The following is a 24,520-nucleotide window of genomic DNA, read 5'->3' as shown; positions in this document are numbered from 1 at the left end:
GATGGCAACCACTCCCGCGGACCCCGGCACCGAGTACTCGCACGCCCAGATCGTCACGATCCTGTCCGGCCTGATGATGGGCATGTTCCTCGGCGCGCTCGACCAGACGATCGTGAGCACGTCGATCCGGACGATCGCCGACGACCTGCAGGGCCTGTCCGTGCAGGCGTGGGTGACGACGGCGTACCTCATCACCGCCACCGTCACGACGCCGATCTACGGCAAGCTCGGCGACCTCTACGGCCGCAAGAAGCTGTTCATGTTCGCGATCTCGCTGTTCGTGCTGGGCTCCGCGCTCTGCTCGTTCGCGACCTCGATGTACCAGCTCGCGGCGTTCCGGGCCTTCCAGGGCCTCGGCGCCGGCGGACTGTTCACCCTGGTGCTGGCCATCGTGGGCGACATCGTGTCCCCGCGGGAGCGGGCCCGCTACACCGGCTACTTCATGGCCATGTTCGGGACGTCGAGCGTGCTCGGGCCGGTCGTCGGCGGGTTCTTCGCGGGCCGCGACGAGCTGCTCGGCATGGCCGGCTGGCGCTGGGTCTTCCTGGTCAACGTGCCCATCGGCATCGCGGCGCTCGCCGTCGTCTTCCGCACCCTTCACGTCCACCGCACGCCCCGGCCGGCCGGCGCCGTACGCATCGACTGGTGGGGCGCGCTGGCCCTGGTCGTGGGACTGGTGCCGCTGCTGACCGTCGCCGAGCAGGGCCGCGAATGGGGCTGGGGCTCCGGTCGCTCGCTGGCCTGCTTCGTCGTGGCCGCGGTAGGCCTGGTCGGCTTCTGGTACGTCGAGCGCCGCATCGGCGACGCCGCGCTGATCCCGCTGAAGCTGCTCCGGGTCCGCGCGATGGCGGTCACCCTGGGCGCGAGCGTGGTCATCGGCGTCGCGATGTTCGGCGGCATGATGATCCTGCCGCTCTACATGCAGATCGTGCACGGGGCCTCACCGACCGAGTCGGGGTTCCTGATGCTCCCGCTGGTGGCCGGCCTGATGACCGCCTCGATCGGCTCCGGACAGGTCATCTCCCGCACCGGCCACGTGCGGCTCTTCCCGATCGTGGGCTCGGCCCTCGTCGTGATCGGTCTGCTGCTGCTCTCGCTGACCAGCGCCGACACCTCCCTCGCCTTCGTGGCGCTGTTCATGTTCGTGCTGGGTCTCGGGCTGGGACAGTGCATGCAGCCGCTGCTGCTCATCGCGCAGAGCTCGGTGCCGCCGAGCGCCATCGGCGTCGCCACCAGCTCGGCGACCTTCTTCCGCCAGATCGGCGGCACCCTCGGCGTCGCCGTCCTGCTGTCGGTGCTGTTCGCGACCGTCGGCGGCAACATCTCGACCGCGATCGACGAGGCGCAGGGCGAGCCGGCCTTCCAGCAGGCGCTGCGCGAGGACCCCGACGCCCTGTCGCCCGAGGTCCTGGAGCAGGTACAGGACGACTCCTCGATCATCGACCGGATGGACCCCGCCGTCGCCCACCCGTTCAAGGTCGGCTTCGCCGAGTCGATGGACACCGTCTTCCTGATCTCGGCCGGGGTCGGCGTCGTGGCGTTCCTGCTGCTCCTGCTGATGCCGGCGGTCGAGCTGCGCGCCACCTCCGCGCAGGCGGCCGCCCGCTCCGACGAGTCGGTCGAGCCGCCCGTCTGACGGTAGGCTGGGGGTTTCGCTCACCCGTCTCTGCGAGGTTCCCGCATGTCCGCGCCTGCGTCCGTCTTCCCCCGGCTCGAGCCGCTGCTGCCGTCGGTGTCCAAGCCGATCCAGTACGTCGGCGGCGAGCTGAACTCGACGGTCAAGAAGTGGGACTGCGCTCCCGAGGGCGAGACCGTCCGCTGGGCGCTGATGTACCCCGACGCCTACGAGGTCGGCCTGCCCAACCAGGGCGTCCAGATCCTCTACGAAGTGCTCAACGAGCGCGACTGGATCGTCGCCGAGCGCACCTACTCGGTGTGGCCCGACATGGAGGCGGTGCTGCGCGCCGGTGACGCGCAGGGCCCGATCCCGCAGTTCACCGTCGACGCCCACCGCCCGGTGCGCTCGTTCGACGTCTTCGGCCTGAGCTTCTCCACCGAGCTCGGCTACACCAACATGCTGACCGCGCTCGACCTGGCCGGGATCCCGCTGCACGCCGCGGACCGCACGGACGAGGACCCCGTCGTGCTCGCCGGCGGGCACGCCGCGTTCAACCCCGAGCCGATCGCCGACTTCCTCGACGCGGCCGTCCTCGGCGACGGCGAGGAGGTCGTGCTCGCGATCTCCGAGGTGGTGCGCGACTGGAAGGCCGAGGGCCGCCCGGCCGGCGAGATGGGCTCCGGCCGTGACGAGCTGCTCCGGCGGCTCGCGGTCAGCGGCAACATCTACGTCCCCCGCTTCCACGACGTCACCTACGCCGCCGACGGCTCCATCGAGGCCGTCGTCCCGAACCGGCCGGGCATCCCGCACCGGGTGCGCAAGCACACCCTCATGGACCTCGACGCCTGGCCTTATCCGGCCAAGCCGCTGGTGCCGCTCGCCGAGACGGTCCACGAGCGGTTCTCCGTCGAGATCTTCCGCGGCTGCACGCGTGGCTGCCGGTTCTGCCAGGCCGGCATGATCACCCGACCCGTGCGCGAGCGGTCCATCGAGACCATCGGCGCCATGGTCGAGAACGGCATCCGCAAGTCCGGCTTCGAGGAGGTCGGGCTGCTCTCGCTGTCGAGCGCCGACCACACCGAGATCGGCGAGGTCGCCAAGGGCCTGGCCGACCGCTACGAGGGCTCCAACGTCTCGCTCTCGCTGCCCTCGACCCGGGTCGACGCGTTCAACATCTCGCTGGCCAACGAGTTCTCCCGCAACGGCCGGCGCTCGGGCCTGACCTTCGCGCCCGAGGGCGGGTCGGAGCGGATGCGCAAGGTGATCAACAAGATGGTCACCGAGGAGGACCTGATCCGCACCGTCGCGGCGGCGTACTCGCACGGCTGGCGGCAGGTGAAGCTCTACTTCATGGTCGGGCTCCCCACCGAGACCGACGAGGACGTCCTCCAGGTCGCCGACCTGGCTCGGAAGGTGATCGCCAAGGGCCGCGAGGTCACCGGCCACAACGACATCCGGTGCACGGTCTCCATCGGCGGGTTCGTGCCCAAGCCGCACACGCCGTTCCAGTGGGCCGCCCAGCTCGACGTCGAGACCACCGACGAGCGGCTGCGCAAGCTGCGCGACACGGTGCGCGCGGACAAGAAGTTCGCCCGGGCGATCGGATTCCGCTACCACGACGGCAAGCCCGGCGTGATCGAGGGACTGCTGTCCCGCGGCGACCGCCGGGTCGGGGCCGTCATCGAGCAGGTGTGGCGCGACGGTGGCCGGTTCGACGGCTGGAGCGAGCACTTCTCCTACGACCGCTGGATCGCCGCCGCCGAGTCCGCGCTCGCCGGCACCGGCGTCGACCTCGACTGGTTCACCACGCGCGAGCGCGGGTACGACGAGGTGCTGCCCTGGGACCACCTCGACTCCGGCCTCGACAAGGACTGGCTCTGGGCCGACTGGGAGGACGCCCTCGACCCCGACTCGATCGACGTCGAGGACTGCCGCTGGACGCCCTGCTACGACTGCGGCGTCTGCCCCGAGATGAACACCGAGATCCAGGTCGGTCCGACCGGGAAGACGCTGCTGCCCCTCAGCGTGGTCTGACCGCGGGGCTCAGCCGAGCTTCTCGGTCAGCTGCTCCCCGTCGGCGCGGACGGCCACGCAGGCGACGGCGTCGCCGGTCTCCGGGCTGGTGTCCTGGGTGAGGCCGTAGATCTCGATCTCCTCCGGGTCGAGGGTGGCCATCAGGCTCTGCTCGACCAGGGGCGTGCAGTCGATCCCGTCGGACGCGGCCGACGCCTGGGCCGCGGTGAGCGTGGAGGTGGCGACGACCTGGCCGTCGTGGTCGCCGGTGCACGACACCTTGTCGATCAGGCCGATCGAGTCGGAGCTGGCGTCGGTCAGGTTCTCGGCGTCGATGCACTGGCCGGTCTCGAGGTTGTCGATCGACTGCTCCTCGACGAAGTCCGCGGCCAGCACGATCACTCCGACGGTCGCGAGCATCACCAGGACGCTGATGACCAGCGCGGCGATGGCCAGGCCCTTGCCGTGGTTGCGGCCGTCCTTGCCGCGCACCAGCACCACGATGGCCAGCACGATCGCCACGACGCCCGCGACGAAGGTGCAGGCCAGGAACGACAGCACCAGCGCGGCGATGGCCATCCCCTTGGAGGGCTGGTCCTGGCCCGGGCCGCCCGGGTAGGCGCCGCCGTACGGCTGGGCGTAGGGCTGCTGGGGGGCGCCGTACGCCGGCTGCTGCGGGGCGCCGTACGGGTTGCCGTAGGCGGGAGGCTGCGCTGCCGGCGCGCCGTACGTCGGCGGCTGCTGGGTGGGCGGGATCGGCGGCGGGGTGGCGCCGCCCGGCTCGTCCGACGGCTCGGGGGTGCCGGGGTACGGCGGGGGCTGGGTCACGGGCGGAACGTTATCGCCTCGACGGCTCCACCGAGGGCGACCCGGCGAGCTCGTCCTCGAGGTGCCGCGGCCGGGCCAGCCGGAGGCCGACGAGGAGCTGGGGCACGGTCAGGGCGACGAGGACGACCAGCGGGACCGTCCAGCCGCCGGACGCGTCGTGCAGCAGCCCGATCCCGAACGGCCCGAGGCCGGCGATCAGGTAGCCGGTCGCCTGCGTGAACGCCGAGAGCGCCGCGGTGCCCTCGGCGGTCCGCGAGCGCAGCCCGATCAGGGTCAGGATCAGGGGAAAGGTCGTCGTCCCGATCCCGACCAGGAGCGCGGCCGGCACCGCGAGCGTGTGCGGGGCGAGGATCAGCAGCAGGTAGCCGAGCGGGTAACAGCCGACGACCGCGACCAGCATCCGCCGCGGGTCGCGGGAGCGACCCAGGACCGCCGGCAGCCACAGCGAGAAGGGGATGGCCGTGGCGGCGAGCAGCCCGACCAGCACGCCCGCGGTCGTCGCCGAGTAGCCGCTGTCGCGCCACAGGGTCGCGAACCAGCCGAAGACCGCGTACGCCTGCAGGGACTGCAGCCCGAAGAAGCCGGCCATCGCCCAGCCGAGCCGGGTGCGGGCCACGTCGGTGAAACCGATCCGGCGTGGAGCGGGCTCCAGGGCCCGGTCCCGCGCGGCCAGCCCGACCCACGGCAGCACCGCCAACAGCGCGAGCGCCGCCCAGGTGCCCAGGCCGGCGCGCCAGCCGCCGAAGGTGTCCGAGATCGGCACGGTCAGCACCAGGGCCGCGGTCAGCCCGACGGACAGGACGGTCGTGTAGAGGGCGGTCACCGGCCCCACGCGGTCGGGGTAGTGCAGCTTCACCAGCGACGGCAGCAGCACGTTCGCGACCGCCATCCCGGCCAGCGCGAGCATCGAGAGGGCGAGGAAGACGGGCTCGCTGGAGGTCGCCGTACGCCCGGCCAGGCCGGCGACCAGGGCGAGCAGCGCCAGCAGCGTCGTCCGGTGCACGCCCACGCGGCGGGCCGCCGCCGGTGCGAGTGCGCCGAAGCAGGCGAAGGCCAGCACCGGCAACGAGGTGAGCAGGCCGGCCGCGGCGGGCGACATCGAGAAGGCCGCCCGGAGCTCGTCGAGGATCGGTCCGACGCTCACCGCCGCGGGCCGGAGGTTCACCGACAGCAGCACCAGCCCGACGAGGAACAGGGGGACGGTGCGGCGGGACACCCGGCCGATGCTGCCACCCGGCAGGATGGCGGCGTGCGGCACCTCCCCGACACCGAGCGCCGGTCCCGCCTGGCCCGCCGTCACGGCCTGGCCGGCGACGCGGGCCTGCCCGACGTGGTGTCCGCGACCCGTGCGCTGACCGTCCTGCACGCGACCGAGGCACCCAGCGTCCACCTGGCTCTGTGGGCCCGGGTCCCCGGAGTTTCCGTCGCCGACGTCGACCGCGCCCTGTACGACGACCGCACGCTGGTCAAGCAGCTCGCGATGCGCCGTACCCTCTTCGTCTTCCCGCGGGAACTGCTGCCGGCCGCGTGGGGGAGCGCCTCCGCCCGGGTCGCTCGCGCGCACGGCGTACGGCTCGAGAAGGACGTCGCGCTCGGGGGGCTCGCGGCCGACGGTCCCGCGTGGCTCGCCGAGGCCCGCGCCGCGATCCTCGAGCTGCTGGCCGACGGCCGCGAGCTGTCCGCCCAGCAGGTCCGCGAGCAGACGCCCCTCGCCGCGGGCAAGGTGGTCCTGGGCAGCGGGAAGTGGGCCCAGGAGGTTCAGGTCACCCCGCGCGTGCTGACCCAGCTCGGCCTCGAAGGGGCGGTGGTGCGCGGCCGCAACGCGGTCCACTGGCGCACGTCCCGGCCGCTGTGGACGGCGATGGAGGCATGGCTGGGGGAGCGGCCCGACCCACTTCCCGAGGCCGAGGGGTACGTCGAGCTGGTCCGGCGCTGGCTGCGGACCTTCGGGCCCGGGACCGAGGCCGACCTCGTCTGGTGGCTGGGGGCCACGAAGTCCGCCGTCCGGCTCGCGCTGGCAGAGATCGACGCCGTCGCGGTCTCGCTCGACGGCGGGAGGACCGGCTGGCTGCTCCCCGAGGATGTCGACCCCGAGCCTGCGGTGGCGCCGTGGGCCGCGCTGCTGCCGGTGCTGGACCCGACGGTGATGGGCTGGAAGGAGCGCGGCTTCTACCTCGGCGGGCACGCGCCGTCCCTCTTCGACAGCGCGGGCAACGCCGGCACCACCGCGTGGTGGGACGGACGGATCGTGGGCTGCTGGGTCCAGGACCCCGACGGAGTCGTGGAGGTCCGGCTGCTCGAGGATCTGCCGGCCGCGGGGCGGGCCGCCCTCGATGAGGAGGCGGTCCGCCTCACCCGGTGGCTGGACGGCCACCGGATCAGCACGGTGTACCCCTCGGTGGCGATGCGGGCTCGCGACCGCGCGTAGCCTTGGCCGGTGCGTCAGCAACCCGAGCAGCAGGCCCCACCGGTCCAGCGACTCCGGATCCGGTACGCCAAGCGCGGCCGTCTCCGGTTCACCAGCCACCGTGACTTCAGCCGGGCCTTCGAGCGGGCGGTCTTCCGGGCCCGGCTGCCGATGGCCTACTCGTCGGGCTTCAACCCCCACCCGCGGATCTCGTACGCCGGCGCCGCGCCGACCGGGTCGGCGAGCGAGGCGGAGTACCTCGAGATCGGGCTTGCCCAGGTCGTCGACCTCGTCGAGGTCCGGGTCGCCCTCGAGGAGGCGCTCCCGGACGGGCTGGACGTGGTCGCGATCGCCGAGTCCCCGGGCGGGTCGCTGAGCGACCTGCTGGAGGCCAGCAACTGGACCCTCGATGTCGCGGCCGACCCCGAGGCCGCTGCGGCGGCGGTCGAGGCGTTCCTGGCCGAGGAGTCGGTGAGCGTCGAGCGGATGACCAAGAAGGGACTGCGCGAGTTCGACTGTCGGGGCGCGGTGGTCAGCCTGACGGCCGGCCCGCGGGACGGCGGTGCCCGGCTCGACCTGGTGCTGCGGCACGGGGTCCCCTCGGTCCGACCCGACGACGTGCTGACCGGGCTCCGGTCCGTGGCCGGGCTGGAGGCCGGGCAGGCCCCGCTGCTGACCCGGGTCGCGCAGGGTCCGCTCGGGGCGGACGGCACGGTCGGCGACCCGCTCGGCGGGTCGAGTTAGCGGACATTCACGACCCGTGTGCGATACTCGCCACGGTCGATGACGCGCGGAAGCCTCCGCCGGAACCGATCCGACGACGTTCTCGCCGGTCCCAGAGAAGGGGCGGCACGGCGGGTGCAGGTCGTCGCCAGACCGCGACGCGGCTCGGCAGGCTCGGTGACAGCGGGTCGGCCACACCGTCCCGGACAGGGGACGGGGCCCAGCGACCGCGGCAGGTGACGTATCGGCTCCCGGCGGCGCACACGCGGAGGGGGTCGCCGCCACCGCCAGGCTTTGCGCCGACGGCCCTGAGCTCGCGGGTCGCGGTGCACGACACCCGCCCCGTCCCGGGACGGGCCCGAGGAGCAGCACATGCCCGACGACATCACCCCCACCGAGTCCGCGGCCGAGACGCCGGCCGAGACCCAGGCCGAGGCGCCCGCCAAGAAGGTCGCGGCCAAGAAGGCGCCCGCCAAGAAGGCCGCGGCGAAGAAGGCGCCCGCCAAGAAGGCCGCCGCCAAGAAGGCCCCGGCCAAGCGGGCCGCGAAGAAGACCGCGGCCGCCCCTGCCGACGCCCCGGCCGAGCTCCCGCTCGACGTCCCGGTCGAGCCCGCTCCGGTCGAGGCCGCTCCCGAGGCGGCCACCGACGCGCCGGCGCCGGACGAGGCACCCGCCGCGCCGGCCAAGAAGACCGCCCGCAAGGCCGCCGCGAAGAAGGCCCCGGCCAAGCGCGCGGCCAAGAAGACCGCGGCCGCGCCGGCCGCCGAGGCCGAGCCGGACCCCGTGGTCGAGGCGACGCCGGTGGTCGAGCCCGCGCCCGAGGCCGCCTCGGACGCTCCCGTCGCCCCCGGCGTGGCCCCGCTGTTCCAGGCGCCGGTGGTCACGACGACCCGGACCCGCCGTACCCGCAAGACGGCCGCCAAGAAGGCTGCCGCTCCCGCGCCGGAGCCCGCCCCCGAGGAGGAGACCGAGGAGGCCGCGGCCGAGGTGGCCGCCGCGTCCACGGACGAGGTGACCTTCGACGACCTCCTCTCCGAGGAGCAGCCCGCCACGGAGACGCCGGCGGACCCCGACGAGCAGGACGACGAGCAGGCCGCCGAGACGGACGCCGAGACGGACGCCGACGACGGTGACGACGACAGCGACGACGACAGCGACGACGAGCAGGGCGAGGGCTCCGGTGGCGGCCGTCGCCGGCGCCGTCGTGGCGGCCGCCGCCGCCGCAAGAGCGGCGACTCCGGTGGCGAGGACAAGGCCAGCGACAAGGCCGCCGACCCCTCCGAGGAGTCCGGGGACGACAGCGGATCCGGTCCGGCCGACGAGCAGGAGGAGTCCTCCGGGGAGGGCAGCTCGCGTCGGCGTCGCCGCCGTCGCCGGCAGGGCGACGACAGCGGCGAGGGCGGTGACGACCCCGAGAACACCGTGACCCGGGTTCGCCGTACCCGCAACGCCGAGGACGAGATCACCTCCCTCCAGGGCTCGACCCGCCTGGAGGCCAAGAAGCAGCGTCGCCGGGAGGGCCGTGAGGCCGGCCGGCGCCGGGCGCCGATCGTCAGCGAGGCCGAGTTCCTGGCCCGCCGCGAGGCGGTCGACCGGGTCATGGTGATCCGCCAGCGCGACGAGCTGACCCAGATCGGCGTCCTCGAGGACAAGGTCCTCGTCGAGCACTACGTCGCTCGCGAGTCGCAGACCTCGCTGATCGGCAACGTCTACCTCGGCCGCGTGCAGAACGTGCTGCCCTCCATGGAGGCGGCCTTCATCGACATCGGCAAGGGCCGCAACGCGGTCCTCTACGCCGGCGAGGTCAACTGGTCGGCCCTCGGCCACAAGGACGGCCAGCCGCGCAAGATCGAGTCGGTCCTCTCCTCGGGCCAGTCGGTCCTGGTGCAGGTCAGCAAGGACCCGATCGGCCACAAGGGGGCCCGGCTCACGAGCCAGGTCAGCCTGGCCGGCCGCTTCCTGGTCTACGTGCCCGACGGCACCACCAGCGGCATCTCGCGCAAGCTGCCCGACACCGAGCGGACCCGGCTGAAGACCCTCCTGAAGGAGATCGTCCCGGACAGCGCGGGCGTCATCGTGCGCACCGCGGCCGAGGGTGCCTCCGAGGAGGAGCTCACCCGCGACGTCGAGGTCCTCAAGGCCCGCTGGGAGGACATCGAGAAGAAGGCCAAGGGCGGCGCGCCCCAGCTCCTGTACGGCGAGCCCGACCTGACGCTCAAGGTCGTCCGCGACCTGTTCACCGAGGACTTCGGCAAGCTGGTCATCGAGGGCGACGACGCCTGGGAGACCGTGAGCGGCTACGTCGCCCACGTCGCCCCCGACCTGCAGGACCGCCTGGAGCGGTTCACGCCGGGCGAGAACGGCAAGGACGTGTTCGCGGTTCACCGGATCGACGAGCAGATCGCCAAGGCGCTGGACCGCAAGGTCTGGCTGCCCTCCGGCGGCTCGCTGGTCATCGACCGCACCGAGGCCATGACGGTCGTCGACGTCAACACCGGCAAGTTCACCGGCTCCGGGGGCAACCTCGAGGAGACGGTGACCAAGAACAACCTCGAGGCCGCCGAGGAGGTCGTGCGCCAGCTCCGGCTGCGCGACATCGGCGGCATCATCGTCGTCGACTTCATCGACATGGTCCTGGAGTCCAACCGCGACCTGGTGCTGCGCCGCCTGGTCGAGTGCCTGGGCCGCGACCGGACCCGTCACCAGGTCGCCGAGGTCACCTCGCTGGGCCTCGTGCAGATGACCCGCAAGCGGATCGGCACCGGCCTCCTGGAGGCGTTCGGCGAGAACTGCGAGCACTGCCACGGCCGGGGCGTCGTCGTGCACGACCACCCGGTCGAGTCCGGCGGCCGCGGCGACGACGGTGGCTCCGGCTCGGGCGCCGGCTCCGCAGGCGGTGGCCGTGGTGGTCGCCGGCGCGGACGTGGTCGCGGTGGTGACGAGGGCTCCGCTGCTCCCGCCCCGCAGCCGCCCAAGCCCCCGACGCCGGCCGACGTGGCCGCGATGGCCCGTCAGGACGCCGCGGCCGCGGAGGACTCCGCCGTCGAGCCCGCCGTCGAGCCTGTCGCCGACGCGGCCGTGGAGGCTGCGCCCGAGCCCGAGGCCCCCCAGGTCGTGACTCGGACCCGGGGCCGTCGTGGCGGTCGCGGCGGTGGTCGGACCGAGTCCGCCCCCGAGGCGGTCGAGGCCGAGCCGACGCCCGAGCCGGTGGAGGCCACCCCCGAGCAGGTCGCTGAGCCGGTCGTGGAGCCGGTCGTGGAGCCCCCGGCCGAGCCCGAGGCCCCGAAGGTCGTCACCCGGACCCGGAGCCGTCGTGGCGGTCGCGGCGGTGGTCGGACCGAGTCCGCCCCCGAGGCGGTCGAGGCCGAGCCGACGCCCGAGCCGGTCGAGGCCACCCCCGAGCAGGTCGCTGAGCCGGTCCTGGAGGCGGTCGCGGAGACCCCGGCCGAGCCCGAGGCCCCGAAGGTCGTCACCCGGACGCGCCGGCGCAGCGCCAACCGCCCCGCCGGCCAGCCCGAGGCGGCGACCGCGCCGGTGGAGCCGATCGTCGTCGAGACGGCGCCGGTGCCCGAGCCCGAGAAGCAGGCCGAGCCCGCCGCCCCGGCGACGGCGCCCGAGCCCCCCAAGGTCGTCACCCGGACCCGTGGGCGCGCGGCCAACCGGCCGGCGGGCCCGCCCGTCGACGAGCAGGCGGCGATCGAGCCTGGGACCGGGGAGTCCGAGGCCGAGGACGGCGAGGACACCCCGGTGATCGAGCACGTGCCCGTGAAGAAGAAGGGCACCCGCAAGCGGTAGCCGGTGCGGGGCCGGCCGCCGAATTGCTGTGGCCGGTCCCCATCCGTACTATTGACCCTCGGTGCGTTCATGCGTGCCGCTCTGCGTGGCCCACCGCTGATCCAAGCGGACGGTCGGCGCCCCGGAGCATGCTGCAGGCTGAACGAACCACCCGAAGCTAGACGAGATTCGACGAAGGAGACCGCGGTGTACGCGATCGTGCGCGCTGGCGCCAAGCAGCAGAAGGTTGCCGTGGGCGACGTCATCGAGATCGACAAGGTGACGACCGGGGTCGGCGAGACGCTGACGCTGCCCGTCGTCCTCGCCGTCGACGGCGAGACCGTCACCTCCGACGCGTCGGCCCTCGACAAGGCCTCGGTGACCGTCGAGGTCCTCGGCGCCACCAAGGGCCCGAAGATCATCATCCAGAAGTACAAGAACAAGACCGGCTACAAGAAGCGCCAGGGCCACCGCCAGAAGTACACCCAGGTCAAGGTCACCGACATCTCCCTCTGAGCGACCGCTCGGGCAGCAACCCAAAAGGACTGAACTCATGGCACACAAGAAGGGCGCCGCGTCCACCAAGAACGGTCGCGACTCCAACTCGCAGCGCCTCGGCGTGAAGCGGTACGGCGGTCAGCTCGTCAACGCGGGCGAGATCATCGTGCGCCAGCGGGGCACCCACTTCCACCCGGGCGCCAACGTGGGCCGTGGCGGCGACGACACGCTGTTCGCGCTGGCCGCCGGTGCGGTCGAGTTCGGCACCCGTCGGGGGCGCCGGGTCGTCAACATCGTCCCGGGCGCGTGAGCTGACGCTCACCCCCACCTGCAGCACCGAAGGGCGTCCCGTTCCGGGGCGTCCTTCGTCCATTTCATGAGCAGTTGAGAGCAAGGAACCAACCATGGCCGTCCCCACCTTCGTCGACGAGGTGACGCTGCACATCAGCGCCGGTCGGGGCGGCCACGGCGTGGCCTCGGTCCACCGTGAGAAGTTCAAGCCGCTCGGGGGGCCTGACGGCGGCAACGGTGGCCCGGGCGGGTCGGTGGTGCTGCGGGTCGATCCCGACGTCACCACGCTGATCGACTACCACCACAGCAAGAAGCGCTCCGCCGAGAACGGCGGCCACGGCGCCGGCGCCCACCGCAACGGCGGGCACGGTGCCGACCTGGTGCTGCCGGTCCCGGACGGCACGGTCGTCAAGACCCGCGGCGGCGAGGTGCTGGCCGACCTGGTCGGACCCGGCACCGAGATGGTCATCGCCCAGGGCGGTCGCGGCGGGCTCGGCAACGCCGCGCTGGCCTCGTCGAAGCGCAAGGCCCCCGGCTTCGCGCTGCTCGGCGAGCCCGGCGACGAGATCGAGGTCGTCCTCGAGCTGAAGGTGGTCGCCGACATCGGCCTGGTCGGCTACCCGAGCGCCGGCAAGTCCAGCCTGATCGCCGCGATCTCGCGGGCCCGGCCCAAGATCGCCGACTACCCGTTCACCACCCTGGTCCCCAACCTCGGCGTGGTGAAGGCCGGCGACACGACGTTCACGGTCGCCGACGTCCCGGGCCTCATCGAGGGGGCCAGCGAGGGCCGCGGCCTGGGCCACGACTTCCTGCGCCACATCGAGCGCTGCGCCGCCCTGCTCCACGTCGTGGACACCGCGACCATCGAGCCGGGCCGCAACCCCGCCGACGACCTCGACGCCATGGAGCACGAGCTCGCGCAGTACGGCGGGCTCGAGGGCCGCGAGCGGCTGGTCGCGCTGAACAAGATCGACGTACCCGACGGTCGCGACATCGCCGAGATGACCGCCGACGACCTGCGCGAGCGCGGCTACCGCGTGTTCCCGATCTCGGCCGCGTCGGGCGAGGGCATCCGCGAGCTGACCTTCGCGATGGCCGAGCTGGTCGCCCGGGCCCGCGCCGAGCAGGAGGTCGTCGAGGCGACCCGGATCGTGCTGCGTCCCCCGAGCGCCGACGGCGGCGACGACTTCACCGTCACCCAGGACGGCGACGGCTGGCGGGTGCGCGGCACCAAGCCCGAGCGCTGGGTGCGCCAGACCGACTTCAGCAACGACGAGGCCGTGGGCTTCCTCGCGGACCGGCTCAACCGGCTCGGGGTCGAGACCCGGCTGGTCAAGCTGGGTGCGGTCGAGGGTGACACGGTCCTGATCGGCGACCCCGACAACGCGGTGGTCTTCGACTTCAAGCCCGGCATCGAGGCCGGTGCGGAGATGCTCGGCCGGCGCGGCGAGGACCAGCGCTTCGACGAGAAGCGGCCCGCCCACGGCCGCCGTCGCGAGATCCAGGAGGCGCTGGGGGAGCGCGCCGAGGGCGAGACCCGGGCCGACGTGGCCCGGCGCATCGACAAGAGCGCCCGCAGCTCCGGCGTCGGCCCGATGTCCTACGAGATCGGCTCCGCCGACGACCCGGACTGGGCCGAGGACGACCCCGGGACGGCTGGGTGAGCCTGCGCCGGGAGGTGCTCGACGCGCGACGGATCGTCGTGAAGGTCGGCTCCTCCTCGCTGACGACGGCGGCCGGCGGCATCGACCCCGCCCGGGTCGAGCGGCTGGTCGACGTCCTCGCCGCGGCCCGGAGCCGCGGGGCCGAGGTCGTGCTCGTCTCCTCCGGTGCGATCGCGGCCGGCCTCGCCCCGCTCGGGCTGAAGCGCCGTCCGAAGGGACTGCCCGCCCAGCAGGCCGCGGCCTCGGTGGGCCAGGGGCTGCTGGTGCACCGCTACACCGAGGAGCTGCGCCGTCACGAGCTGACGGCCGGCCAGGTGCTGCTGACCGTCGACGACGTCACCCGCCGCTCCCACTATCGCAACGCCTACCAGACCTTCGCCAAGCTGCTGGAGCTCGGCGTGCTCCCGATCGTCAACGAGAACGACACGGTGGCCACCACCGAGATCCGGTTCGGCGACAACGACCGGCTCGCCGCGCTGGTCGCCCACCTGGTCCACGCCGACCTGCTGGTCCTGCTCTCCGACGTCGACGGCCTGTACGACGCGGACCCGCGGACGCCGGGCGCCTCGCGGGTCACCGACGTGCACGGGGTCGAGGACCTGGCCGCGGTCAGCATCGGCAGGACCGGGGCCGCCGGGGTGGGCACCGGGGGGATGGAGACGAAGGTCGAGGCCGCCCGGATCGCCACCGGGGCCGGCATCCCCGTCGTCCTGACCTCGGCCGACCAGGCCGGTCCCGCGGTGGCCGGCGAGCCGGTCGGAACCCTCTTCCACGCGACCGGCAAGCGTCGGCCCACCCGGCTGCTCTGGCTGGCGCACGCCACCGAGCCGCACGGGACCCTGCAGCTCGACCCCGGGGCCGTGCGCGCCGTGGTGGAGCGCCGGGCCTCGCTCCTGGCGGCCGGGGTCACGGGGTGCACCGGCGAGTTCCACGCGGGTGACCCGGTCGACCTGGTCGGGCCGGACGGCGTCCCGGTGGCCCGCGGGCTGGTCAACTTCGACGCGAGCGAGGTGCCGAGCCTGGTGGGCCGGTCCAGCCAGGACCTCAAGCGCGAGCTCGGGGCGGCGTACGAGAGGGAGGTCGTGCACCGCGACGACCTCGTGCTGCTCTGACCCCACTGTCGGGCACTTTGTGACGCGCGTTACGGTCGGGGGAGCGGCGTGCCGGGAGGGCGCGCCACGACCAGGAGGAACATCTTGACCACTCGGATCACGTCCAGGATCGCCGCGCTCGGCGCGGCTCTCGCCGTCGGCTCCGCCGCCCTCGTCGCTGTCTCGCCGTCGGCGCAGGCCGCCGTCTCCGGCAAGGCTGACTACACCTGCCAGACCAGCTTCGGTCCGCAGGTGGTGACGGTGACGACCAAGGCGCCGCTCCCCAAGAAGGTGAAGAAGGGCAAGAAGGTTCCGGCCAAGACGGTCGTGCTCAAGGTCGTGCTGTCGCCGGAGCTCGCGACCGCGCTGCGCGGGTTCGGCATCACCAGCCTGTCCGGCAACGCGGCGGGCGCCAAGGCCACGGTCGGCAAGACCAAGGTCGCCCTGAAGAACGTCGCCTTCAAGAACCAGGCCGTCCCGGCCAGCGGCGCGATGACCATCAAGGCCTCCGGGAAGACCGCCGCCTTCAAGCTCCGCAAGCGCGGCACGCAGGTCGTCAAGGCGCCGACGAAGTTCAAGTTCAGTGCCCAGGACCAGAACGGCAACGCGCTGATCAGCAACGCGAGCTGCTCGCTGAACCCGGGCGAGAACGCGAAGATCGGCAAGATCAAGGTCCGCTGACCTGATCCTCAGCACGACCCGGCGGCCCGGTGCTTCGGCACCGGGCTGCCGGCGTTCACACGGGCGAAACGCGGTCGCCGTACGCTGGCGGCCGCCCGAGTTCAACGAGAGACGCGACCCTCCGGGTCGGGATACGGACACCTCCGGGCACGTCCCGTTCACCGTCTCGCAGGAGCGCCCATGAGCATCGAGTTCACCGTCCCCGCCGTCGACCTCACGGCCTACGTCGCCGACGGCACCCCCGACGAGCGGGCGGCCGTGGCCGCAGCCGTCGACTCGGCCTGCCGCGAGGTCGGCTTCATCCAGGTCCACGGCCACGGCGTCCCCACCGAGGTGCTGAGCGGCCTCGGGGCGGCCATGGACGCGTTCTTCGCGCAGCCCCTGGACACCAAGAGGGACTGGGTCCGGCCGCCGGCCGAGAACCGGGGCTACACCCCGCCGAAGTCGGAGTCGCTGAGCCTCAGTCTGGGCGTCGAGTCGGCGACCCGGATGAACGACTTCTTCGAGGCCTACAACGTCGGTCGCTCGGTGGCCGACTATCCCGGGCTCCCGGACGCGATCGCCGGCCACTACGCGGTCAACACCTGGCCCGAGGTGGCCGGGTTCGAGGCGCAGGTCTCGGCGTACTTCGAGGAGGCCGCGCGCGTGGCGGTCACCCTGACCGAGGTCTTCGCCGACGCGCTGGGGCTGCCGGCCGGGTTCTTCGACGCGCTCGCCGACCACTCGATCGATGTACTGCGGATGAACAACTACGCGCTGCCCGAGGGCACCGACGTGACCCTCGACGGCGACCTGACGGGGATGGGGGAGCACACCGACTACGGCATCGTCACCGTGCTCTGGGCCGACCAGGTGAAGGGGCTGCAAGTGCTCGGGCGCGAGGGCCGGTGGCACGACGTCAGCCCCGAAGACGGCGCGCTGCTGGTCAACCTCGGCGACCTCACCGCCCGGCTCACCAACGAGCGCTGGCTCTCCACCCTGCACCGGGTCAAGCCGCCGGTCGTCGACGGCACCATCCAGCGGCGCCGCTCGGCCGCGTTCTTCCACGACGGGAACGCCGACGCCGTCGTCGGACCGCTCGCCTCCTGCATCGACGACGAGCACCCGGCGCTCTACGAGCCGGTCACCGTCGACGAGCACGTGCGCGCCAAGCTGGCCGGGTCCCGGGTCGGCGTCCGCAACGCGGCCGCGGTCCGCGAGGCCAGTCGGGTGCGGGAGTCCGTGCGTTAGTGACGGCTCGCTAGGTTCTGGGCGTGCGCGCGCGGGCGGTCCTCTGGTTCCTCACCGGACTGCTGCTGGTGCCCGCCGTGCTCCTGACCGCGGCCCGGCTCTCCGGCAGCGACGCGTCCCCGGTGGTGAAGCTGGTGTCGTTCACGCCGGCCGGCGTCCTGCTGTACGCCGGCGTGCTCGTCCTGCTGCTCGCGCTCGTCGTACGACGGGGCGCGCGGCGACTGCCCGGGCTGACGGCGGTGCTCGCGCTGGCCGGCCTGGTGCTGCACCTGGCCTGGGTCGCGCCCTGGTACGTCGACGGCGCGGCCGCGGCCGACGGGGAGCCGTTGCGGGTGATGACCTCCAACCTGCTCGGCGACGCCGGCGACGGCCCGGGGCTGGTGGCCGCCGCGGCCGATGCCGACGCGGACGTCCTCGCGGTCGAGGAGCTGAGCACGGGAGCGCTCGCGGACATGGAGGCGGCCGGTCTCGGCGAGCTGTTCCCCTACCGGGCGGGTGCCCCCGACCCGGGAGGGGTGCCCGGGACCATGGTCTTCGCGCGCGAGCCGATCACCGATGTCGAGCAGCTCCCGACGGTGATGGGGTCGTGGTCGGTGCGGATCGGCGGCGAGACGGACGTGTTCGTGGTGCACCCGGCGTACCCGCTGCACATCGAGGCCTGGCGCGACGAGCACGCCGCCCTGCTGGCCGCGGCCGAGGAGCAGGCGCCCGACCTGATCGTGGGTGACCTCAACGCGACCCTCGACCACGCGCCGGTGCGGCGGCTGCTCGCGGCGGGCTACCGGGACGCCACCGAGCTGTCCGGAGGCGGCTTCCAGCCGACCTGGCCCGCCGACGGGTCCGGGATCCGCGGCCTGTTGCCCCCCGTCGTCCAGATCGACCACGTGCTCGTCGACGACGGCTGGACCGCCACCCGCACCTGGACCGTGGGCATCGAGGGCTCCGACCACCGCGCGCTTGTCGCCGAGGTCGCCCGCACCTGACCCACCCGTCGGGGTGACTTGCTTGAACGGGGCGGTCGAGCGAGCAACGGTCGAGGCATGACCTCCGACACGAGCATCACCGTCAGCCGCACCATCGACGCGCCGACGAGCGTCGTGTTCGACGTGCTCTCGAACCCCGAGCGTCACGTCGACCTGGACGGCTCCGGCTTCGTCGTCAGCGACGAGAAGTCCGACCGGATCACCGGCAGCGGCCAGGTGTTCCGGATGAACATGACCGGCGACCACATGGGTGGCGACTACCAGACCGACAACACCGTCACCGGCTACGACCACAACCACCTGCTGGCCTGGCAGACCGCGCCCGCCGACACCGAGCCTCCCGGCTGGGAGTGGGTCTGGGAGCTGGAGGCGCAGGGCAGCGAGAGCACCGAGGTGCGCCTCACCTACGACTGGTCCAAGGTCACCGACCAGGCCCTGCTGCAGCAGGTCGGCTTCCCGCTGGTCACCGAGGACCAGCTGGAGGACTCCCTCGGCAACCTGGCCTCCGCGGTCGCCAGCTGAGCGGATGCGTACGGCGCGGGCGCCGCGCCGTACGCTGGAGCCGTCATGGCCCGTCCCGTCTATCTCGACCACGCCGCCACCACCCCGATGGTGCCCGCGGCGGTCGAGGCACTGACAAAGCACCTCCTCGAGGTCGGCAACCCCAGCTCCCTGCACGCTTCCGGGCGGCACGCCCGCCGGGTGGTCGAGGAGTCGCGCGAGACCATCGCACAGGCGCTCAACTGTCGCCCCGGCGAGGTGGTGTTCACCTCCGGCGGCACCGAGGCCGACAACCTGGCGATCAAGGGCCTGCACTGGTCCCGTGCCGCCGAGCTCGGCCCGGCCCCGCGGCTGGTCTCCAGCAGCGTCGAGCACCACGCGGTCCTCGACCCGCTGCACTGGCTCTCCGAGGGCGAAGAGGCCGAGGTCCGGTTGCTCGGGGTCGACGGCGATGGCCGGGTCGACCTCGGCGAGCTGGCCGCGCTGCTCGCCGAGCGCGCCGTCTCGATGGTCTCGGTGATGTGGGCCAACAACGAGGTCGGCACCCTCCAGCCGATCGAGGAGGTCGTCGCCCTCGCCGCCCGGCACGGCGTCCCGGTGCACACCGACGCCGTCCAGGCCGTTGGCGCGGTGCCGGTCGACTTCGCCCGCTCCGGCGTCGACGCGCTCACCCTGACCGGCCACAAGGTCGGCGGCCCGTACGGCGTCGGTGCGCTCGTCGTACGACGTGAGCTGCAGCTCACCCCGCTCGTCCACGGCGGCGGTCAGGAGCGCGACATCCGCAGCGGCACCCTCGACACCCCCGCCATCGCCGGCTTCGCGGCCGCGGTGGAGCTGGCGGTCAAGCAACAGGCCGAGCACGCGACCCGGGTCGCGACGCTGCGCGACGACCTGGTGCGCGGTGTGCGCGCGGTGGTGCCGGACGCCGTGCTCAACGGCGACCCGGAGCGCCGGCTGCCCGGCAACGCCCATTTCTCATTCCCGGGCTGCGAGGGCGACTCGCTGCTGATGCTCCTCGACGCCCGCGGCATCGAGTGCTCGACCGGGTCGGCCTGCTCGGCCGGGGTCCCGCAGGCCTCGCACGTCTTGCTGGCCATGGGCCGGTCCGAGGCCGACGCCCGCAGCTCGCTCCGGTTCTCGCTCGGCCACACCTCCACCGCGGCCGACGTCGCCGCGCTGGTCGAGGCGATCGGCCCGTGCGTCGAACGAGCCCGGGCGGCCCGGATCTGATGAAGGTCCTCGCCGCCATGTCCGGAGGCGTCGACTCCGCCGTCGCGGCCGCGCGCGCCGCGGAGGCCGGCCACGACGTCACCGGCATCCACCTCGCGCTCTCGCGCAACCCCGCGTCGTACCGCTCGGGGGCGCGGGGCTGCTGCACCATCGAGGACAGCAACGACGCCCGTCGGGCGGCCGACGTCATCGGCATCCCGTTCTACGTCTGGGACCTCTCCGAGCGGTTCCACGAGGACGTGGTCGAGGACTTCATGGACGAGTACGCCGCCGGCCGCACGCCCAACCCGTGCCTGCGGTGCAACGAGAAGATCAAGTTCGCCGCGGTGCTGGACCGGGCCCTGGCCCTCGGCTTCGACGCGGTCGCGACCGGCCACTACGCCCAGCTCCGCACCGGCGCCGACGGGCTGATTGAGATGCACCGGGCGGTCGACCACGGCAAGGACCAGTCCTACGTGCTGGGCGTGCTCGACCAGCAGCAGCTCGCGCACTCGCTGTTCCCGCTCGGCGACACGCCCAAGAGCGAGGTCCGCGAGGAGGCCGCCCGGCGGGGGCTGCTGGTGGCCGACAAGCCGGACAGCCACGACATCTGCTTCGTCGCCGACGGCGACAACGCCGGCTGGCTGCGCGAGAAGCTCGGCGACCGCGCGCCCAACCACGGCGGGGCCATCGTCGACGAGGCGACCGGCCAGGAGGTCGGCCGCCACGACGGCACCTACGGTTTCACCATCGGCCAGCGCAAGGGCCTGCGGATCGGCCGGCCGGCGCCCGACGGCAAGCCGCGCTTCGTACTCGACATCGAGCCGGTCTCGGGCACGGTCACCGTGGGCCCGCGCGAGCGGCTGGCGGTGCACCGGCTGAGCGGCACCAAGCCGCGCTGGTGCGGCACCGTCCCGTCGGTGCTGCACGGCAGCGTGCAGCTGCGCGCGCACGGCGAGGAGCTGCCGGCGACGGTCACGGTCGCGGGCGAGCAGGTCGACGTCGAGCTGCACGCCCCGGCGTACGGGATCGCCCCCGGCCAGGCCGCCGTCGTGTACGACGGGACCCGCGTCGTGGGCTCGGCGACGATCGTGAGCACCGTCCGATGAGCGTCCGATGAGCACCGCGACCGGGGTCGGGTCGATGCCGGGGGAGGACTTCGTCGAGTCCCAGCGCGTCGTCCTGGGCGAGCTGGGCGACCTGCCCCACCTCGTGGAGCTGCCCGGGCGCGGCGTCACCGCGGGCATGGTCGGCCGCGCGCTCGGCCTCGTCGCCGAGCTCGGGGTCGACCTGCAGCCCGCGGGCTGGCGGCTGACCGGCAGCGGGGGCGCGTCCGGGGTCGACCACCGTCGCGCCCGGAGCCTGCTGGCGCAGGACCTCGACGGGCTGGAGGAGCAGGCGCAGGAGTACGCAGGGGCCTTCAAGGTCCAGGTCGCCGGGCCCTGGACCTTGGCCAGCAGCGTGGAGAAGCCGCGCGGTGACAAGGTGCTCTCCGACCACGGCGCCCGTCGCGAGCTGGCCCAGGCCCTGGCCGAGGGGCTGCGCGACCACGTCCGCGACGTACGACGCCGCCTGCCGCGGGCCGAGCGGCTGGTCGTCCAGGTCGACGAGCCGTCGGTCGCGGCCGTCCTCGGCGGCCAGGTGCGCACCGCGTCCGGCTTCGGCCGGCACCGGACCGTCCACCCCCCGGAGGTGTCCGAGACCCTCGGCTGGGTGCTCGACGCGATCAGCGGCGAGGGGGCCGAGCCGTGGGTGCACTCCTGTGCCCCCGGGGCGCCGTGGGAGCTGCTTCGTAAGGCCGGCGCCCGTGGGCTCTCGGTCGACCTGGCGATGCTCACCGCGGCCGACCACGACCCGCTGGCCGAGGCGCTGGAGGCGGGGGACACGGTCGCGCTCGGCGTCCTGCCGGGCACCGACCCCGTGAGCCTGCCGACCGACACCCAGGTCACCGAGTCGGTGCTGCGCTGGCTCGACATGCTCGGGCTGGATCCCGAGGAGGTCGGGGAGCGGCTGGTGCTGACGCCGGCGTGCGGGCTGGCCGGTGCCGGTCCGGCGTACCCGCGGGCGGCGCTGGCGCTGCTCGGAAAGGCCGCCGGTCACCTGACCGGGTGAGGGAAGTGGCGACCGCGGTCGGGTACGGGTCCGCCATGACCGACCTGACCGGCAAGACCGTCGCCATCATCGCCACCGACTTCTTCGAGGAGGCCGAGCTCGTGCGGCCGCGGGACGCGCTGCGCGAGGCCGGCGCGACGGTCGTGGTCCACTCGACGGGGACCGACCCGATCCAGGCCGTCGAGGGCGACACCTCCCCGACGCAGAAGGTCGAGGTCGACGGCACCCTCGACGACCTCGACGTCGCCTCGGTCGACGCGGTCGTGGTCCCGGGCGGGACGGTGAACGCCGACCGGATCCGCACCGAGCCGCGCGCGCAGGAGATCGTCCGGCAGGCCCTGGCCGCCGGAAAGCCGACCGCGGTGATCTGCCACGGGCCGTGGCTGCTCGTGTCCGCCGGGCTCGCCGAGGGCCGTCGGCTGACCAGCTACGCGTCGCTGGCCGACGACGTCCGCAACGCGGGCGGCACCTGGGTCGACGAGGAGGTCGTCGTGGACGGCAGCCTGATCACCAGCCGCGACCCCGACGACCTGCCCGCCTTCATCGCCGCCCTGGAGAAGGCGCTGCAGAACGCGCTCGCCTGACGATCAGCCGACGTGCACGCCCTCGGGCCCGTCGGTGGCCAGCTCGGCGTGCTTGACGTCGAGGAAGACCCACACGATGACCGAGGCGGCGAGCATCATGAGCGCGCCCACCAGGAAGGCGTGGGTCGCACCCTCGGTGAAGAGCTGGGACGCGATCGCCGCGGGATCGCCGGGGTTGGTGCCGCTGGCCCCGGCCGCCGCGACGTCGTCCTGGCGGTTGTTGAGGACCGTGGTGAAGACGGTCGCCAGGATCGAGAGGCCGAGCGCGCCGCCGACCTGCTGCATGGTGTTGAGGACGCCCGAGCCGATGCCGGAGTCCTCGGTGCGCAGGTGGTGCACCGCGGTGAGGGTCAGCGGGATGAAGGTCATGCCCATGCCGAACGACATCACCAGGATGAACGGCAGCAGGTCGGTCCAGTAGCTGGCCTCGGTGTGGCCGAGCGGGAACGTGTCGTCGTACGGGAGCCGCGAGAAGCCGAACAGGCCGCCGGCGGCCATCAGCGTGCCGACCCCGGCGAGGAAGCGCGGATCGACGTGGTTGATGAGGTTGGAGCCGATCGCGGCCGCGGCCATGATGCCGAAGCAGAACGGCAGGAACGCGACGCCGGCGTGCAACGGGCTGTAGCCCATGACCAGCTGGATGTACTGGCTGAGGAAGTAGAACATCGCGAACATCGCCGCCGGGGCGAGGAACATCGCCACGAAGCTGGACGCCCGGGTGCGGTTCAGGAACACCCGGAACGGCAGCAGCGGGTGGGCCACCCGGCTCTCGATGACGCCGAAGGCCACGAGCAGCACGAGGCCGGAGCCCAGGCTCGCGATGGTCCAGGTGTCGCCCCAGCCGTCCTCGCCGGCACGGGTGATGCCGTAGACGACGCCGAGCAGACCGAGGGTGGCCGTGATGGCGCCGGGCACGTCCATCTCGCCTGGGTGCGGCTCCGACTCGGCGAGGAACCGGGGCGCCAGCAGGGCCGCGGCCAGACCGATCGGAGTGTTGATCAGGAAGGTGAGGCGCCAGCCGAGCTCGGGGTCGAGGCCGGTCAGCCAGCCACCGAGGATCAACCCGACGGCGGCGCCGACACCGGACATGGCGGCGTACACGGCGAAGGCCCGGTTGCGCGAGGGGCCGGCCGGGAACGTGGTGGTGATCAGGGCGAGGGCCGCGGGCGCCGCCATCGCCGCTCCGGCGCCCTGCAGCGCGCGGGAGCCGATGAGCATCGCCTCGTTGGTCGCCAGGCCGCCGAGGCCCGACGCGACCGCGAACAGGATGAGGCCGGTCATGAACAGCCGGCGGCGGCCGTAGAGGTCGCCGAGCCGGCCACCGAGCAGCAGCAGGCCGCCGAAGGCCAGCGCGTAGCCGGTGACGATCCAGGTCCGGTTGGCCTCGTCGATCTCGAGGTCGGTGGAGATGAACGGGATGGCGATGTTGGCGATCGTGCCGTCCAGCACGACCATCAGCTGGGCCACGCAGATGAGGACCAGGGCCCAGCCGAGGTGCTGGCCCGCTCCGGGGGAGCTCGACTCGGTGTCGGGGGTGGTGTCGGTCATGACGGGGTTCCTGCCTGCTGGGAGGGGGCCGGGCGCGAGGCGGACGGCACGATGATCTGCTCGATGACCCGGGTGATCAGCCCCGGGTCCGGGGTCTCGCCCATGATGAAGACGCGGTGCAGCACGATGCCGGCGAGCGCCGGCTCGAAGAGGTCGAGGTCGAGGCCGTCGCGGAGCTCGCCGCGCTCGGCCGCGCGCTGCCAGATCAGACGGGAGGCCTCGATCTTGGGTCCGAGGACGTCGCGCCGGAACGCTTCGGCGAAGGCGGGGTCGCGGGTCAGGGCGGTGACGACGGCGCCGAAGGTGGCCACCGTCTCGGGATCGACCAGGCCGCCCATGCCGCAGAAGACGGCTTCGAGGTCGCCCTGCAGGCTGCCGGTGTCGGGGACCTCGTGGGGCCCCTTCGAGTGCACGAGCGCGTCGATGACCAGGCTGACCTTGTTGGTCCAGCGCCGGTAGAGCGTCGCCTTGGAGGCCTTGGCCCGGGTGGCGACGGCGTCCATGGTGAGCCGGTCGTAGCCGACGTCGGCGAGCACGGCGAGGGTGGCCGCGAGGATCTCCAGCTCGCGGTCGCCCTCGACCCGGGGGCGCTGGACGGCGGCCTCGGTCGGGGTCATCGGCACTCCTCGGCGGTCACGGCCGCAGATGGAACGAAACGGTTCCGTTCTGTCGACGATCAGCGTAGGTGGAACCGGTTCTCCCTGCCAAGCAAATGGCGACGGCCCGCCCGGGATCACCGGGCGGGCCGTCGTACGACGTGGAGCG

The 24,520-nt window shown here is 73.1% G+C and carries 21 protein-coding genes; 17 read left to right on the top strand and 4 right to left on the bottom strand.

The annotated features are described in order from the left end of the window. The first annotated feature begins 1 nt into the window (after position 1). Positions 2-1,636 (top strand): MDR family MFS transporter, encoded by a 1,635-nt coding sequence (locus BLT76_RS07815; RefSeq protein ID WP_090853259.1) that lies wholly within the window; start codon positions 2-4, stop codon positions 1,634-1,636. Between the two features lie 45 nt (positions 1,637-1,681). Beyond that, positions 1,682-3,652: a TIGR03960 family B12-binding radical SAM protein gene (locus BLT76_RS07810; protein WP_090853255.1), complete on the top strand. Its 1,971-nt coding sequence runs from the start codon at positions 1,682-1,684 to the stop codon at positions 3,650-3,652. A 9-nt stretch (positions 3,653-3,661) separates the two neighbouring features. Here the strand turns inward: BLT76_RS07810 and BLT76_RS07805 are convergent, their stop codons facing one another. Together BLT76_RS07805 and BLT76_RS07800 are read right to left on the bottom strand one after the other, a co-directional pair. After that, on the bottom strand, positions 3,662-4,459 hold the full coding sequence (locus BLT76_RS07805) for a sulfur globule family protein (RefSeq protein ID WP_090853251.1): 798 nt from the start codon (positions 4,457-4,459) through the stop codon (positions 3,662-3,664). 10 nt (positions 4,460-4,469) lie between these two features. Continuing rightward, positions 4,470-5,675: an MFS transporter gene (locus BLT76_RS07800; RefSeq protein ID WP_244509305.1), complete on the bottom strand. Its 1,206-nt coding sequence runs from the start codon at positions 5,673-5,675 to the stop codon at positions 4,470-4,472. Between the two features lie 33 nt (positions 5,676-5,708). Between BLT76_RS07800 and BLT76_RS07795 the strand changes: the two genes are divergently transcribed. From BLT76_RS07795 to BLT76_RS07725, 15 genes are all read left to right on the top strand, one after another. After that, positions 5,709-6,887 carry a winged helix DNA-binding domain-containing protein gene (locus tag BLT76_RS07795; RefSeq protein ID WP_090853248.1) on the top strand — a complete coding sequence of 393 codons (1,179 nt, stop codon included), beginning with the start codon at positions 5,709-5,711 and terminating at the stop codon, positions 6,885-6,887. A 9-nt stretch (positions 6,888-6,896) separates the two neighbouring features. Beyond that, positions 6,897-7,610, top strand: coding sequence for a TIGR03936 family radical SAM-associated protein (locus tag BLT76_RS07790; RefSeq protein WP_090853244.1), 714 nt, complete (start codon positions 6,897-6,899; stop codon positions 7,608-7,610). 351 nt (positions 7,611-7,961) lie between these two features. Further along, a complete protein-coding gene (locus BLT76_RS07785; RefSeq protein WP_090853241.1) occupies positions 7,962-11,384 on the top strand; it encodes an Rne/Rng family ribonuclease in 3,423 nt (1,140 codons plus the stop codon). 186 nt (positions 11,385-11,570) lie between these two features. Continuing rightward, positions 11,571-11,879 (top strand): 50S ribosomal protein L21, encoded by a 309-nt coding sequence (rplU, locus tag BLT76_RS07780; RefSeq protein ID WP_090853238.1) that lies wholly within the window; start codon positions 11,571-11,573, stop codon positions 11,877-11,879. 37 nt (positions 11,880-11,916) lie between these two features. Beyond that, positions 11,917-12,171 (top strand): 50S ribosomal protein L27, encoded by a 255-nt coding sequence (gene rpmA, locus BLT76_RS07775; protein ID WP_090853235.1) that lies wholly within the window; start codon positions 11,917-11,919, stop codon positions 12,169-12,171. A 94-nt stretch (positions 12,172-12,265) separates the two neighbouring features. Continuing rightward, a complete protein-coding gene (obgE, locus tag BLT76_RS07770) occupies positions 12,266-13,816 on the top strand; it encodes a GTPase ObgE (protein ID WP_090853232.1) in 1,551 nt (516 codons plus the stop codon). Then, complete coding sequence (proB, locus tag BLT76_RS07765; protein WP_090853229.1) at positions 13,813-14,928, top strand: glutamate 5-kinase; 1,116 nt, start codon at positions 13,813-13,815, stop codon at positions 14,926-14,928. The genes obgE and proB overlap by 4 nt, the downstream gene beginning before the upstream one ends. Positions 14,929-15,012: 84 nt before the next feature. Beyond that, positions 15,013-15,588, top strand: coding sequence for a DUF6801 domain-containing protein (locus BLT76_RS07760; RefSeq protein WP_090853226.1), 576 nt, complete (start codon positions 15,013-15,015; stop codon positions 15,586-15,588). A gap of 180 nt (positions 15,589-15,768) precedes the next feature. After that, positions 15,769-16,818: an isopenicillin N synthase family dioxygenase gene (locus BLT76_RS07755; protein WP_090853223.1), complete on the top strand. Its 1,050-nt coding sequence runs from the start codon at positions 15,769-15,771 to the stop codon at positions 16,816-16,818. 23 nt (positions 16,819-16,841) lie between these two features. Further along, the gene (locus tag BLT76_RS07750; protein WP_090853220.1) at positions 16,842-17,801 is read left to right on the top strand and encodes an endonuclease/exonuclease/phosphatase family protein; all 960 of its coding nucleotides are present in this window, start codon (positions 16,842-16,844) and stop codon (positions 17,799-17,801) included. Between the two features lie 57 nt (positions 17,802-17,858). Continuing rightward, complete coding sequence (locus tag BLT76_RS07745) at positions 17,859-18,323, top strand: SRPBCC family protein (protein ID WP_090853217.1); 465 nt, start codon at positions 17,859-17,861, stop codon at positions 18,321-18,323. A gap of 45 nt (positions 18,324-18,368) precedes the next feature. Next, complete coding sequence (locus BLT76_RS07740) at positions 18,369-19,532, top strand: cysteine desulfurase family protein (RefSeq protein WP_090853214.1); 1,164 nt, start codon at positions 18,369-18,371, stop codon at positions 19,530-19,532. Beyond that, complete coding sequence (mnmA, locus tag BLT76_RS07735) at positions 19,532-20,620, top strand: tRNA 2-thiouridine(34) synthase MnmA (RefSeq protein ID WP_090853211.1); 1,089 nt, start codon at positions 19,532-19,534, stop codon at positions 20,618-20,620. Before BLT76_RS07740 ends, mnmA begins: the two co-directional genes overlap by 1 nt. 7 nt (positions 20,621-20,627) lie before the next feature. After that, positions 20,628-21,623 carry a uroporphyrinogen decarboxylase/cobalamine-independent methonine synthase family protein gene (locus tag BLT76_RS07730; RefSeq protein WP_090853208.1) on the top strand — a complete coding sequence of 332 codons (996 nt, stop codon included), beginning with the start codon at positions 20,628-20,630 and terminating at the stop codon, positions 21,621-21,623. Positions 21,624-21,658: 35 nt separating this feature from the next. Further along, a complete protein-coding gene (locus BLT76_RS07725; protein ID WP_090853503.1) occupies positions 21,659-22,207 on the top strand; it encodes a type 1 glutamine amidotransferase domain-containing protein in 549 nt (182 codons plus the stop codon). A 3-nt stretch (positions 22,208-22,210) separates the two neighbouring features. Here BLT76_RS07725 and BLT76_RS07720 read toward each other — a convergent pair whose 3' ends face one another. Both BLT76_RS07720 and BLT76_RS07715 read right to left on the bottom strand, forming a co-directional pair. After that, positions 22,211-23,755 carry an MFS transporter gene (locus BLT76_RS07720; protein ID WP_090853205.1) on the bottom strand — a complete coding sequence of 515 codons (1,545 nt, stop codon included), beginning with the start codon at positions 23,753-23,755 and terminating at the stop codon, positions 22,211-22,213. Further along, positions 23,752-24,372 carry a TetR/AcrR family transcriptional regulator gene (locus BLT76_RS07715; RefSeq protein ID WP_090853202.1) on the bottom strand — a complete coding sequence of 207 codons (621 nt, stop codon included), beginning with the start codon at positions 24,370-24,372 and terminating at the stop codon, positions 23,752-23,754. Before BLT76_RS07715 ends, BLT76_RS07720 begins: the two co-directional genes overlap by 4 nt. Positions 24,373-24,520 lie beyond the last annotated feature (148 nt).

Origin of the sequence: Nocardioides lianchengensis, from assembly GCF_900101465.1 — a bacterium.
GTDB classification, from domain to species: Bacteria; Actinomycetota; Actinomycetes; order Propionibacteriales; family Nocardioidaceae; genus Nocardioides; species Nocardioides lianchengensis.
The sequence above is the reverse complement of the archived record's forward strand: the minus strand, read 5'-3'. Positions and strand labels throughout refer to the sequence as shown.